Source organism: Streptomyces davaonensis JCM 4913 (assembly GCF_000349325.1).
Lineage (GTDB): Bacteria > Actinomycetota > Actinomycetes > Streptomycetales > Streptomycetaceae > Streptomyces > Streptomyces davaonensis.
Genome location: NC_020504.1, coordinates 4,373,957 through 4,387,192, shown reverse-complemented (window position 1 = coordinate 4,387,192; position 13,236 = coordinate 4,373,957). Strand labels below are relative to the sequence as shown.

General features: G+C 69.6%; 11 protein-coding genes. 8 read left to right on the top strand and 3 right to left on the bottom strand.

Translation table 11 applies throughout. The features are described 5' to 3' along the window. Positions 1-51: 51 nt before the first annotated feature. Positions 52-687: a hypothetical protein gene (locus BN159_RS19200; RefSeq protein ID WP_015658649.1), complete on the bottom strand. Its 636-nt coding sequence runs from the start codon at positions 685-687 to the stop codon at positions 52-54. Positions 688-969: 282 nt separating this feature from the next. On the opposite strand from BN159_RS19200, the gene hemL reads away from it, so the two are divergent. The 8 genes from hemL to BN159_RS19160 all read left to right on the top strand — a co-directional run bounded on the left by hemL (position 970) and on the right by BN159_RS19160 (position 9,541). Then, complete coding sequence (hemL, locus tag BN159_RS19195) at positions 970-2,286, top strand: glutamate-1-semialdehyde 2,1-aminomutase (RefSeq protein ID WP_015658648.1); 1,317 nt, start codon at positions 970-972, stop codon at positions 2,284-2,286. Further along, the gene (locus BN159_RS19190) at positions 2,283-2,993 is read left to right on the top strand and encodes a histidine phosphatase family protein (protein ID WP_015658647.1); all 711 of its coding nucleotides are present in this window, start codon (positions 2,283-2,285) and stop codon (positions 2,991-2,993) included. The genes hemL and BN159_RS19190 overlap by 4 nt, the downstream gene beginning before the upstream one ends. Positions 2,994-3,112: 119 nt before the next feature. Beyond that, positions 3,113-4,360: a polysaccharide deacetylase family protein gene (locus BN159_RS19185; protein ID WP_041819528.1), complete on the top strand. Its 1,248-nt coding sequence runs from the start codon at positions 3,113-3,115 to the stop codon at positions 4,358-4,360. A 78-nt stretch (positions 4,361-4,438) separates the two neighbouring features. Continuing rightward, positions 4,439-5,029 (top strand): TlpA family protein disulfide reductase, encoded by a 591-nt coding sequence (locus tag BN159_RS19180; protein ID WP_015658645.1) that lies wholly within the window; start codon positions 4,439-4,441, stop codon positions 5,027-5,029. Between the two features lies 1 nt (position 5,030). Then, positions 5,031-5,801, top strand: a complete 771-nt coding sequence (locus BN159_RS19175) for a cytochrome c biogenesis CcdA family protein (RefSeq protein ID WP_015658644.1) — start codon at positions 5,031-5,033, stop codon at positions 5,799-5,801. 3 nt (positions 5,802-5,804) lie between these two features. Continuing rightward, complete coding sequence (gene resB / locus BN159_RS19170) at positions 5,805-7,511, top strand: cytochrome c biogenesis protein ResB (RefSeq protein WP_015658643.1); 1,707 nt, start codon at positions 5,805-5,807, stop codon at positions 7,509-7,511. A gap of 187 nt (positions 7,512-7,698) precedes the next feature. Next, complete coding sequence (ccsB, locus tag BN159_RS19165) at positions 7,699-8,814, top strand: c-type cytochrome biogenesis protein CcsB (protein WP_015658642.1); 1,116 nt, start codon at positions 7,699-7,701, stop codon at positions 8,812-8,814. 313 nt (positions 8,815-9,127) lie between these two features. After that, positions 9,128-9,541: an SRPBCC domain-containing protein gene (locus tag BN159_RS19160; protein ID WP_015658641.1), complete on the top strand. Its 414-nt coding sequence runs from the start codon at positions 9,128-9,130 to the stop codon at positions 9,539-9,541. Here the strand turns inward: BN159_RS19160 and BN159_RS19155 are convergent. After that, positions 9,538-11,085: a type 1 periplasmic-binding domain-containing protein gene (locus tag BN159_RS19155; protein ID WP_015658640.1), complete on the bottom strand. Its 1,548-nt coding sequence runs from the start codon at positions 11,083-11,085 to the stop codon at positions 9,538-9,540. The two genes, BN159_RS19160 and BN159_RS19155, sit on opposite strands and share 4 nt — an antisense overlap. Continuing rightward, complete coding sequence (locus BN159_RS19150) at positions 11,085-13,157, bottom strand: hypothetical protein (protein WP_015658639.1); 2,073 nt, start codon at positions 13,155-13,157, stop codon at positions 11,085-11,087. Before BN159_RS19150 ends, BN159_RS19155 begins: the two co-directional genes overlap by 1 nt. Between the last annotated feature and the right edge of the window lie 79 nt (positions 13,158-13,236).

Here is a 13,236-nt window from a genome sequence, read left to right as displayed (position 1 = left end):
CCAAAAAGGGCGAGGTCCGAAGACCCCGCCCGAATCCCACGAAACCCCAGGTCACGGCCACACAAGGCAATAAGGCTGATGCCCCGCCTCATGCAACCGATGGCTGAAGTCCTGCCACTCGTGCAGCAGTTGGTACACATTGAACGCATCCCGCGGGCCCCCGCGGTCCGGGACCGTGGACCAGATGAAGGCTGCCGCGCCGACCGCCTCCTCGCCTATGCCGCGCAGGGGGTCGACGACCGTCATGGGGAGTTTCACGACCGCGTAGTCGGGGTGGAGGACGACCAGTTCCAGGGGCGGGACCTTGTGGAGGGGGACGCCCTCGATGCCGGTGAGGACCATCGCGGCCATCGTTTCCGGCTTGATCTTGGTGAACATGCCGTTCATGCCGAGCTCGTCGCCGCCGAGTTCCTCGGGGCGCATCGAGATCGGGACGCGGGCCGCGGTCGCGCCGTCCGGCGCGCCGAAGTACTTGTACGTCACCCCCACCCGACCACCATTCCTGCTCGCCGCCCGGAGCCCGTCGACGCGTCGGTCGATCCGCTCGGAGTCCGCCTGTCCGCTCTGTCCGCCCTGCGCCTGACGTGCTTCTGTCGTCTCCTCCGCCTCGCGCCGGTGCCTGCCCCGACGGGCACGACGCGGACCGACGTCGTCGGTCCCCTCGCCCAGTCCGCCACCGCGATGCATATCTCCACCCGACTGCTTTTCTAGGACGCGTGGCCCCCGCCGCGCAACCCGATCATCGTGTCAGTGACCTCCCCCACGGCCGCTCGCCGAAACGTGCGCTGAAACACCTGTCCGCAGGATCTTGTACCAGCCCCCAGTTTCGCAGATCGCGCGGGGGAGGGGGTCGGATGTCGGGTCAGAGGAGAGCTGGCCCACAGGCGCGGCGGTCCGCTGGCCTACCCTGAGGAGGTCACTGGCAACCGGAGTCCGAGCAGTCGGAGAAGGTCGGAGAAGTCGCAGGACATGAGCTCACTGCCTTATTCATACGATGCGCCTGAGTCGCAGGCTCTGTTCGACCGTGCGGCGGCCGTCACGCCCGGCGGCGTGAACTCCCCGGTGCGCGCCTTCCGTGCCGTGGGCGGAACACCCCGGTTCATGGTGTCCGGCAAGGGCGCCTGGCTGACCGACGCCGACGGCCGCGAGTACGTCGACCTCGTCTGCTCCTGGGGACCCATGATCCTCGGGCACTCCCACCCGGAGGTCATCGCCGCCGTGCAGGAGGCCGTCTCGCGCGGTACCTCCTTCGGCACGCCCGGTGAGGGGGAGGTCGCGCTCGCCGAGGAGATCGTCGGGAGGGTCGGGCCGGTCGAGCAGGTGCGGCTCGTGTCCAGTGGCACCGAGGCGACCATGTCCGCCATTCGGCTCGCTCGTGGATTCACCCGGCGCTCCAAGGTGATCAAGTTCGCCGGGTGTTACCACGGTCACGTCGACTCGCTGCTCGCCGCCGCCGGCTCCGGCGTCGCCACCTTCGCGCTGCCCGACACCCCGGGTGTCACCGGTGCCCAGGCCGGCGACACGATCGTGCTGCCGTACAACGACCTCGAAGCCGTGCAGGAGGCCTTCCACCGGCACCCCGGCGAGATCGCCTGCGTCATCACCGAGGCCTCCCCGGGCAACATGGGCGTCGTACCGCCCCGTCCCGGCTTCAACCAGGGGCTCAAGGACGCCTGCGCCAAGAACGGCGCTCTCTACATCTCCGACGAGGTCATGACCGGGTTCCGGACCAGCCGCGCCGGCTGGTTCGGCGTCGACGGGGTCGTCCCGGACCTCATGACCTTCGGCAAGGTCATGGGCGGTGGCTTCCCGGCCGCGGCCTTCGGTGGCCGCGCCGACGTCATGGCGCATCTCGCGCCCGCCGGGCCCGTCTACCAGGCCGGCACCCTCTCCGGCAACCCGGTCGCCACGGCCGCCGGTCTCGCCCAGCTCCGGCTCCTCGACGACGCGGCCTACGACAAGATCGACGCCGTGTCCGAGCAGATCCAGGGCCTCGTCACCGACGCGCTCACCAAGGAGGGCGTCGCGCACCGGCTCCAGACCGCCTCCAACATGTTCTCCGTGTTCTTCACCGATCGTGACGTACGCGACTACGAGGACGCCAAGAAGCAGGACTCCTTCCGCTTCACCGCCTTCTTCCACTCGCTGCTCGCCAACGGCGTCTATCTGCCGCCGTCGTCCTTCGAGTCCTGGTTCGTCTCCACGGCCCATGACGAGCGAGCCGTGCAGAAGATCGCCGACGCCCTTCCGGCGGCGGCCCGGGCGGCGGCGGAGGCGCAGGCATGACCAACCCCGAGAACGGCTCTCGCTTGAACTCCGACTCCGACATCACCGTCGTGCACCTCATGCGGCACGGCGAGGTCGCCAACCCCGACGGCATCCTCTACGGCCGTCTCCCCGGGTACCACCTCTCCGAGCTCGGGCGGCAGATGGCCGACCGGGTCGCCGAGCACCTCGCCTCCCGGGACGTCACCCACGTCGTGTCCTCCCCGCTGGAGCGGGCGCAGGAGACCGCGACGCCGATCGCCAAGGCGCACGGCCTTGACCTTGCCACGGACGAGCGGCTCATCGAGGCCGACAACGTCTTCCAGGGCAAGACCTTCGGCGTCGGTGACGGTGCGCTGAAGAAGCCCGAGAACTGGAAGCACCTCGTCAACCCCTTCAAGCCGTCCTGGGGTGAGCCGTACTTCGAGCAGGTCGTGCGGATGGTGGGGGCGCTGGACGCCGCGAAGGATCGGGCGCGGGGGCATGAGGCCGTGCTGGTCAGCCATCAGCTGCCGATCTGGATCGTGCGGTCGTACGTCGAGAAGCGGCGGCTGTGGCACGACCCTCGGCGTCGGCAGTGCACGCTGGCGTCCCTGACGTCGTTCACGTATCAGGGCGACAAGATCGTGTCGGTCGGGTACTCCGAGCCTGCGATTGATCTTGTACCGGCTCATCTCCGGGCCGGCGCCAAGCCGGTGAAGGGCAAGGACAAGGCTTTCGGGGCGTAGTGCGACCCCGGTCCGTTTCCTGGCATTTGTTCTGAATCACATGTGATCCACAGGAACCTCCCCGTTCGTCCCGTCCTCTGACTGGTTGACCACCAGAGAACGTGATGAACGGGGATGCCATGCGCACTCTCACCCGAAGGGGAGCACTCGGACTCGGCGTCGCCGGGGCCGCCGCGGCCGGACTTGCCGGATGCGGTGCCCTCAAGCCGTCAGACGGGTCGAACCCCTCCGGAGGTTCCGCGGGTTCGGATCCCCGGCCCGCCGACGGAGGTGACGCCAAGCCCGCCGACCGGCCCATCGGCGACGGTTCCACCTCGTACACCGGCAAGCAGCCGAAGCAGCCCGCGAAGCCCGTGCCGCTGGAACCCGGCCAGACCCCGCCCCAGTTCGTCGTCTTCTCCTGGGACGGCGCCGGAGAGGTCGGCAACGGCCTCTTCCCGCGCTTCCTCGACCTCGCCGAGGAACTCGGCGCCCACATGACCTTCTTCCTCTCGGGGCTCTATTTGCTGCCCGAGAGCAAGAAGCGGCTCTACGACCCCCCGAACAACCTGCGCGGCGCTTCCGACATCGGCTATCTCACCGACGCGCACATCAAGGACACGCTGAAGGGCGTCCGCCGTGCCTGGCTCGACGGGCACGAGATCGGGACCCACTTCAACGGCCACTTCTGCGCCGGCTCCGGCTCGGTCGGCAACTGGACGCCGCAGCAGTGGCGCAGCGAGATCGACCAGGCCAAGTCCTTCGTGAAGGAGTGGCGCACCAACACCGGCTGGACCGAGCTGCCGTCGCTGCCCTTCGACTACGACAAGGAGCTCGTCGGCGGCCGTACGCCCTGTCTGCTCGGCCAGGAGAACCTGCTGCCCACCGCCCGCGACCTCGGCTGGCGCTATGACGCCTCCTCGCCGGGCGGGCGTCAGGTCTGGCCCACGAAGAAGCAGGGCATATGGGACCTGCCGCTTCAGCAGATACCTTTCCCCGGGCGCTCCTTCGAGGTCCTCTCGATGGACTACAACATGCTCGCCAACCAGTCGGTCAACTCGACCAACGCGCCTGCCCACAACTACCCGGGCTGGCGCGAGCAGTCCGCTCAGGCGTACATATCAGGCTTCAAGCGGGCGTACGAGACAAATCGCGCACCTTTCTTCGTCGGCAACCACTTCGAGCAGTGGAACGGCGGTATCTACATGGACGCCGTCGAAGAGGCTCTGAAGCACATCGCTCGGGAGAAGGAGAAGGGCGAGGACGTACGGCTCGTCTCCTTCCGGCAGTTCGTGGACTGGCTGGACGTGCAGTCGCCGGAGGTGCTCGACAAGCTGCGCACACTCGATGTGGGGCAGGCGCCCGCCAACGGCTGGAAGAACCTTTAGAAGCCGTCCTGATATGCGGGTTTTCACCTGCAAGGGGGGTGCGCAAGATCCCCGGAACGGACATGCGAAACTTTTCACATGAGTGCCGCCAGTCGCGCCCCCCTGACCCTCGCCGGTGCCGTCGTCACCACGCTGCTGCTGTCCGCGTGCACCTCGGGCGGTAAGTCCGGGGGTAGCGGGGGCACCGGCTTCGTCATGGGCGAGGACGGCATCGCGACCGTCAAGAAGGCCGAGCGCGACACCGCCCCCGAACTGTCCGGCGCCACTGTCGACGGCAAGCAGCTCGACGTCTCCGCCTACGACGGCAAGGTCGTCGTGCTGAATGTCTGGGGCTCCTGGTGCGCCCCCTGCCGGGCCGAGGCGCCGGGCTTCGAGAAGGTCTCCCAGGACCTGAAGGCGGACGGTGTGCAGTTCGTCGGCATCAACACCCGCGACACCAGCACCAAGAACGCCCTCGCCTTCGAGGAGGAACAGGGCGTCACCTATCCGAGCCTGTACGACCCGACCGGCAAGCTGATGCTCCGCTTCGAGAAGGGCACGCTCAACCCGCAGGCGATCCCCTCCACGCTCGTCCTCGACCGGGACGGGAAGATCGCGGCCCGCTCGCTGGCCCCGCTCAGCGAGGAGAAGCTGCGCAAGATGATCGCCCCGGTCCTCGCGGAGAAGTGACGTGAGCACCCTCACGACCCTCGCCGCGACCGGCACCAACGAGACGGTGATGAGCGGCGCCCTGCTCCTCGCCCTGCCCATCGCGGTCCTCGGCGGCCTGGTCTCCTTCTTCTCCCCGTGCGTCCTGCCGCTGGTCCCCGGCTATCTCTCCTACGTCACCGGCGTCACCGGCACCGACCTCGCCGAGGCCCGCCGCGGCCGGATGGTCGCGGGTGCCTCCCTCTTCGTACTCGGCTTCACCGCCGTCTTCGTCTCCAGCGGGGCCCTGTTCGGCTACTTCGGCGACAACCTCCAGGAGCACCAGGCGGTCCTGTCCAAGGTGCTGGGCGTGCTCATGATCGCCCTGGGTGTCTTCTTCATGGGCCTGATGCCCTGGATGACCCAGCGGGAGTTCCGCTTCCACAAGCGGCCGGTCACCGGACTGATCGGTGCCCCCTTCCTCGGCGCGCTGTTCGGCATCGGCTGGACGCCCTGCATCGGCCCGACCCTGGCGTCCGTGATCGCCCTCTCCTACAACGAGGCGAGCGCCGGACGGGGCGCCATACTGACCGTTGCCTACTGCCTCGGCCTCGGTCTGCCCTTCGTGCTCGCCGCGGTCGCCTTCCGCAAGGCGCTCGGCGCCTTCGGCTGGGTCAAGCGCCACTATGTCTGGGTGATGCGGATCGGCGGCACGATGATGATCGTGACCGGTCTGCTGCTCCTCACCGGCGCCTGGGACAGCATGGTGTCGGAGATGCAGAACTGGTCCAACGGCTTCACTGTGGGGATCTGAGCGATGAGCGAGACGACAACCGACCGCGCCGAAGAGCAGGACCTCGGCGCCGCCGGCTCCCAGCTCTCCACGGCACCCAAGGAGGAGCTGCCGAACCTCCCCGCCATGGGCTTCGTCGGCTGGGCCCGCTGGTTCTGGCGGCAGCTGACCTCCATGCGGGTCGCGCTCCTTCTGCTTCTGCTGCTCGCGCTCGGCGCGATCCCCGGCTCGCTGATCCCGCAGTCCGGCTCGGACGAGACCAAGGTCGCCGAATTCCGCGACCAGCACGACATCCTCGCGCCGGTCTACGACAAGCTCGGCCTCTTCCACGTCTACAGCTCGGTGTGGTTCTCCGCGATCTACATCCTGCTGTTCGTCTCCCTCATCGGCTGCATCGTGCCCCGCACCTGGCAGTTCGTGGGCCAGCTGCGCGGCCGTCCGCCGGGCGCCCCGAAGCGGCTGACCCGGCTGCCCGCCTACACCACCTGGCGCACCGAGGCCGAGCCCGAGCAGGTCCGCGAGGCCGCGCTCGCCCTGCTCCAGAAGAACCGCTTCCGCGCGCATGTCGCCGGTGACGCGGTCGCCGCCGAGAAGGGCTATCTGCGTGAGGTCGGCAACCTCGCCTTCCATATCGCCCTGATCGTGATGCTGATCGCCTTCGCCTGGGGCCAGCTGTTCAAGATGGAGGGCAACAAGCTGGTCGTCGAGGGCGACGGCTTCTCCAACACCCTCACCCAGTACGACGACTTCAAGTCCGGCACCCTCTTCAGCACCGAGGACCTCACCCCCTTCTCCTTCAACCTGAAGGACTTCAAGGGCACCTACGAGGCGAGCGGTCCCAACAAGGGCACCCCGCGCACCTACCAGACCTCCCTCACCTACGCCGAGGGCGCCTACGGCAAGGACGAGTCCACGGTCGTCAAGGTCAACGAGCCCTTGAAGATCGGCGACTCCAAGGTCTACCTCACCGCCCACGGCTACGCCCCCGTCATCACCGTCCGGGACGGCAAGGGCAAGGTCGTCTACAGCGACGCCGTACCGATGCTGCCGCTCGACGCCAATGTCACCTCCTCCGGTGTGGTCAAGGTCTACGACGGCTACAAGAACGCCGAGGGCGTCAGCGAGCAGCTCGCCTTCAAGGCCTTCCTCCTGCCCACCTACACGGCCGGCAACGAGCTGTCCTCCAGCTTCCCCGCCCTGATCAACCCGGTGCTCAACCTGGAGCCGTACCACGGTGACCTGGGCGTCAACTCGGGCATCCCGCAGAGCGTGTACCAGCTCGACAAGACGCACATGAAGGGGTTCAAGGACTCCAAGGGCAAGCAGATGCGGGAGAACCTGCGGCCCGGGCAGACCGTGGAACTCCCGAACGGCGCGGGCTCGGTGACCTATGAGGGCACCAAGGAGTGGGCGAACTTCCAGATCACCCAGCAGCCCGCGAGCGGCTGGGCGCTGGCCGGTGCCATGGCCGCGATCTTCGGTCTCGCCGCCTCCCTGTTCATCCAGCGCCGACGGGTGTGGGTGCGGGCGGTCAAGGGCGCCGACGGGGTGACCGTCGTCGAGATGGCCGGGCTCGGCCGCAGCGAGTCCGCCAAGGTGCCCGAGGAGCTCGGCGACCTCGCCGGGATCCTGTACGAACAGGCGCCGGGGGCGCCCGGTGGCTCGGATGCGGAGTCGGACAGAGCGTCCGACTCCGACACCGCAGCAGCAGCCGAAGGGGCTGAGAATTGAGTCCTCTCCCTCGCGGATCCAGGGAGATTCCTGGCTCTCGCCGCCCGGCGGACCGGCGGTCCTCCAGGTCTTCCACGATCAACGTCAGCCGGGTTGAAACCAGCCCGGTCACACGGCCGCAATCCTCTCCGCGAACCTCACCGCCCGACTCCCAGTCCGCGGGACATTCACCCGAAGGAGTGTTGAGGTGACTCTCGCCGCCGCAACCAACGAAGGCCTCGCGAACCTCAGCAACACGCTGATCTACTCCGCGATGGCCGTCTACACCCTGGCCTTCTTCGCGTACATCGCCGAATGGCTCTTCGGCAGCCGCAGCAAGGTCGGCCGTACCGCCGCCGCGCTCACCGCGACGAAGGCGAAGCAGGCCGGTGCCGCTCCCGCGGTCACGGTGAAGAAGGCCGGCGGCACCGCCGTACTGGAGCGGCCGAAGGTCGTCGTCCGGGCCGCGACCGGCGCCCGGGACGTGCCCGACGGACCCGGCGCGCACGGCGGGGACGAGCAGGGCGACCTCTACGGGCGTATCGCCGTGTCCCTCACGGTGCTCGCCTTCCTCATCGCCGCCGGTGGTGTACTCACCCGGGCCCTGTCGGTGCAGCGGGCGCCGTGGGGCAACATGTACGAGTTCAACATCACCTTCTCCACGGTCGCCGTCGGGGTGTACCTCGCGCTGCTGGCGCTGAAGAAGAACGTGCGCTGGCTGGGGCTGTTCCTGACCACCACGGTCCTCCTCGATCTCGGTCTCGCCGTCACTGTCTTGTACACCGCCAGTGACCAATTGGTTCCCGCCCTGCACTCGTACTGGCTGTACATCCACGTCTCCACGGCGATCCTGTGCGGCGCGGTCTTCTACGTCGGCGCGGTCTCCACGCTGCTGTACCTCTTCAAGGACAGCTACGAGAACAAGCTGGCGGGCGGCGGTACCCCCGGCCGCTTCGCGAACTCGGTCCTGGACCGGCTGCCCGCCGCGTCCTCCCTGGACAAGTTCTCCTACCGCGTCAACGCGGCCGTCTTCCCGCTGTGGACGTTCACGATCATCGCGGGCGCGATCTGGGCGGGCGACGCCTGGGGCCGCTACTGGGGCTGGGACCCCAAGGAGACCTGGTCCTTCATCACCTGGGTCGCCTACGCCGGCTACCTGCACGCCCGCGCCACGGTCGGCTGGAAGGGCCGCAAGGCCGCCTACCTGGCCCTGCTCGCCTTCGGCTGCTGGCTGTTCAACTACTACGGCGTCAACATCTTCGTCTCCGGCAAGCACTCCTACGCCGACGTCGGCCTCGGCGCCCTCCAGTCCGTGGGGTTCTGAAGTCCCGTACGGTGAAGGCCGGTTGCCTGTGACCTGGGTCACGGGAACCGGCCTTTGTCGTACGGACAGGTAGAAGGGCACGGCACCGCCGTCGGGTTCGTCGACGAGCGGGGAGTCAGCCGGACGGAGTTGGTCTTCGATCCGAAGACCTGGCTGCTGCTCGGCACCCGGGAGGTAACGATCAAGGACGGGCGTGATCAAGGCCGACTCGGTGCTGTGGGGCAACGCGGTCCTGGAGCGCGGCATCGTCGATGCGCCGGGCAAGCGTCCGTAAAAGCGTGCGAAACCCCTCCCCGAGGGTCAGGCTGGTGTCATGACCGGATCCATCGAGCAGGGCGCCAGTCGGATCCAGGGGAGCACGCACATTCTGCACTTCCTGGTGCGGCTCCCCAGGCCCATGGAGTCGGTCTGGCCGGCGATCTCGACCCCGGAGGGGCTGGCCGGCTGGTTCACCGCCGTGGATGTCCTCGAACCCCGGCTCGGCGGCGCCGTCACCCTGCGTGAGCTGGGGTCCGGACAGGTCACCGCCTGGGACGTGGACCGGGTCGCCGAGTACACGGTCGAGGGCGGCGGCCGGATCCGCTTCCATCTGGAGCGCGACGGGGTCGAGGGCAGCGCCCTCCGGTTCACCCATGAGTTCCAGGGGGAGCAGGAGTCGGAGGAGCGCTGGCGCACCCGGTTCGAACGACTGATCGAATACCTCGAAGGCTCAAACAAACCGGCCTAGGACGGCGGCAGGCACTCCTTCCCCGGCGCCTCCCCCTCCGGCCAGGCGATCTTCACGAACTGCGCCCGCCCCTCCGCCGTGAGTTCCACGATCGGCACGGCCTTGTCGTACGGGTTGCCGTGCACGTCCAGGCAGATCCAGCCGCTCGCCCCGTTCACCCGCAGCGAGCCCTTGACCTGCGGCCACTGGAGGCCGACATCGGCGAGCGGCGGCAGGATCCTGCCGTCGGGCGTGGCCTCGCGGATGCCGTGGACGGCCAGCCGCATGGCGTCGTAGGCGATGATCAGTTGGCCGTCCTGGAGGGAGACCTCGCCGATGGGGCCGACCGGCTTGCGCGCGGCGAAGGACAGCAGCTCGTTCAGGGCCGCCGCGTCCAGCGTCGAGCCGCCGGTCTTCGCGGCGTCCTTCCCCCAGGCGTCGGGGTGGGCGAGGGCGGTGTAGCGCACCGAGAGCTTGCGGGTGAGGGCGGAGCGGTCGAGGTCCTTGTCGCCGGTGAGGTAGGAGCCCTCGTCGCCGGTCAGCAACGTGAACTCGCGGTCCTGGCAGCCGCGTCCGCCGAGTGCGTTGATGAACTGCCGTAGCTGCGTGTGGCGTCCGGCGAACAGGATGGTGTCGGTGCCGGGGGCGGTGTCGCACACCAGGTGGGTGATCTGCCGGAAGGTGTTGGCGGTGGTGCCCTCCTGGCTGCGGTCGGCGGGCGGGGTGAAGGGCTGCGGCTCGTAGGGCGAACCCTCTATCAGCTTCGCGAAGGACTTCTGGAGCGTGCGCGTGTACGGGTCGCCCGGCTTGTCGTACACCAGCAGCGCCTTGCCCGCCGTCACCTGCGCGAAGGACGCGAGGGCGCGGGCCTCGTCGGTGTTGGTGGGGGAGACCCGGGCGAGGCCGGGGAAGGGGTCCTTGCCGTTCTGCCCGTTGGCGAGGTCGTCGGCGGTGATGGAGGTGCCGATGACCGGGATGCCGCGCCGGGTCAGTTCCCGCACGGCCAGCTTGTTGTTCTCGGTGCTCAGCCCCACCCCGGTCACCGCCCGCAGCCGGTCCGGGCCCTTCGTCATCCGCTCCAGCTGATCGACCGTGTGCTCCCAATGCGCCCCCGTGGCACCGGGGTTGGCGAGCACGAGCCGGATCGCCGGGGACTGCCCGTTGGACTCGTGGTTGGCCCGGTACTGCGCGAGATACGCGCCCTGGACCTCATGCAGCACGTCGCCCAGGTTGTCCGCGTCGGACGCCGTGAACGGCTCCAGCAGCGCCACGGTGACATAGCTGCCCGGCTTCAGCGAGCGGTTCTCCCGGTCGATCGCCGAGATCACGTCCCGCAGTTGGGGCCGGCCGAAGTCGTAGTCCGTGGTCGACACGCCCACGCACTCGTCGCTGTCCTCCGGCTTCTCCACCCCCCGGGCGCAGGAGCGGTCCTCCTTCGCGAGCGCGCTGACCCCGAACCAGCCGCCGGTCACCAGCGCGGCGGTGAGCAGCAGCGCGAGATAGCGGCGTAACGGGATCTCCCAGACGTCCTCGCGCAGCCAGGTCCACAAGCCTCCGCGCGCCATCACGCCTCCCCCTCGTCGTCGTCCGGGATGTGCGGCGTCCGCCCCGCGAGGGCGTCGTCCGGCCAGTCCCGCGAGGCCCGCCACAGCAGGGCGTTCCCGGCGGGCCGCAGATTGGAGAGCTGTTCCAGCTCGAACCGCAGCCGCTGTCCGACCGTCTCGTCGGGCAGGGTCAGCGGATCGGTCAACTGCCATACGGCGTGCAGCAGTCGGCGCACCCGCAGGTGCAGTGCGCCGTCGACGCCCTCCGGCGGTTCGTGCCCGGCGTCGGTGCGGCCGAGCGCGACCGCCGCCCGCCGGTCGTCGTGCCCGGTGAAGTCGCGGCCGTCGGCGTCGTGCGCGTGGAAGTACGGCGCGGAGGCGATGAACCGCAGCGACGTCAGCCAGTCGCGGGTCGGCAGCGTGGCGAAGCTGTCCCGCAGGTAGTCCACCGCCGACTCCGTGCCGCCCAGGGCGAGTTCATGGTGCAGCCGGTACCGGACGCTTTCGTCGGCGGGGTCGGCGTAGTGGTCGATCAGCGTCTCGTGCGCCGTGCGCCACTGCCCGTGATCGGCGTCGCGATGGTGCAGCCGGAGCAGCAGCAGCGTCCGCACGAAGGCGTCGCCGACGAACCGTCCGGGCACCGCGGGCAGCCCCTCCGACACCAGCCGGGTCTGAAGCGCCCGTACGTCCGCGGGACCGAAGTCCTCCGGGAGCAGCGCGTCGGCGAGCGCGCACGCGGAGTCGTGGTCGTGGGCGGCGGCCAGCACGGTCAGTTCGTCCAGCCGGTCCGGGGGCACGAGCCGGTCCAGCAGCTCCAGGTAGGCGGGCCTGCCGTCGTGCTCGGCGTGCAGCCGTACGTCCGCGGTGAGCAGCCCGCCGAGCGAGGAGGCGTCGGCGAGGTTCTGCTCGGCGGACTCGGCGAGCAGGGTGATGCCGAGCGGGTTCCCGCCGGTCAACCGGTGTATCGCCTGCGGGAGTCGGGGCGGGACCGAGGGGTCGGCGCCGACGATGTGCAGGGTGTCGTCACCGCTCAGCGGCGGCAGCGACACCTGCACCGCCCGCGAGGACGCCGAGCCCGGGTCCGGGGCCCAGTCGCTGGAGCGGGCCACCTCGGGCAGCGCCCGCCGCACCGCGTTGCGCAGGGCGGGGCGCCCGGTGCCGCGGACGGCGGCGAAGAAGACGACCTGGTCGACGACGCCCTCGGAGCGGTCCCGCAGCACCGCCTCGACGAGGCCGGGCCCCGGCGCGGACTGCGCGTTGTCGAGCAGCACGAGCGGCCGTCCCAGCCGCTTCATCCGGGGGAGTACGCCCGTGTAGGCGTCGGTGAGATCGGCGAGCAGCGCCCGCACCAGGTGCCGTTCGGCGTGCTCGCGTGAGGTGCCGCCGGCCCGGAAGTGCCCGGAGAGCAGGATCAGTCCGCGGCGGGCGTTGTCACCGGCGTTGGGGTAGTCCCGGTACCAGGCGGAGGCCCGCTGGTGGCGCCGTCCCGCGAAGCCGTCGGAGAGGGACTCCAGGGTCGCCTCCACGGCCGCCGACAGCAGGGGCCCGGTGCCGGTGGCGGCCGCGACGACCTTCGCGGCGACCCGGCCCGCCCAGCGCCCGGCGAACCCGCCGACCCAGGACCCGCTCTCGTTCAGCAGCAGGATCCGCTGCACCTCGCGCCGGATCCGCTCGGAGTCGGCGTCCCCCCAGCCGCCGGCCGCGACCGCGACGAGCCCCGTCATCAGCCGCGGGAACTGGATCCGCCCCGCGCCGGTCACCTGCTCGGCGAGCTGCTCGGCCAGGACCAGCAGCGCCTGCGACACCGGGGACCAGGCCTCGGCGGGGCGCCCGGGCGGAGGCCCCGCGAACTCGGGGTCCTCGCAGTCGATCAGCCCGACCGGGGTGTGCCCCTTGTAGGCGGCCCGTAACTCGCCGAGCACCGCGCTCTTGCCGAGCCCGCGCGCCCCGGACAGCACGACGAACGGCAGCTCCCGGGGATGCTCGTACGGCGTCACCCGGTGCTGATGCGGACGCAGCCCGACGAGCCGTGGCGCGAGCCCGGCCGGATCGGTGTCGAACAGCGCACCGCGCCCGTGCAACAGTCTGCCCACCGCATCTCCCCCTGGCGCGGTTGTGGTTGTCGTGCCCGTTCCGCCCCTGATGCTGTACACGTGTGAGATCTATCAACGC

Excerpts from the sequence above, each read along its gene's own strand:
- BN159_RS19200 (WP_015658649.1), bottom strand. The coding sequence starts at position 687 with ATGCATCGCGGTGGCGGACTGGGCGAGGGGACCGACGACGTCGGTCCG.
- hemL (WP_015658648.1), top strand. The coding sequence starts at position 970 with ATGAGCTCACTGCCTTATTCATACGATGCGCCTGAGTCGCAGGCTCTG.
- BN159_RS19160 (WP_015658641.1), top strand. The coding sequence starts at position 9,128 with ATGACCGGATCCATCGAGCAGGGCGCCAGTCGGATCCAGGGGAGCACG.
- BN159_RS19155 (WP_015658640.1), bottom strand. The coding sequence starts at position 11,085 with ATGGCGCGCGGAGGCTTGTGGACCTGGCTGCGCGAGGACGTCTGGGAG.
- BN159_RS19180 (WP_015658645.1), top strand. The coding sequence starts at position 4,439 with ATGAGTGCCGCCAGTCGCGCCCCCCTGACCCTCGCCGGTGCCGTCGTC.
- BN159_RS19185 (WP_041819528.1), top strand. The coding sequence starts at position 3,113 with ATGCGCACTCTCACCCGAAGGGGAGCACTCGGACTCGGCGTCGCCGGG.
- BN159_RS19190 (WP_015658647.1), top strand. The coding sequence starts at position 2,283 with ATGACCAACCCCGAGAACGGCTCTCGCTTGAACTCCGACTCCGACATC.
- resB (WP_015658643.1), top strand. The coding sequence starts at position 5,805 with ATGAGCGAGACGACAACCGACCGCGCCGAAGAGCAGGACCTCGGCGCC.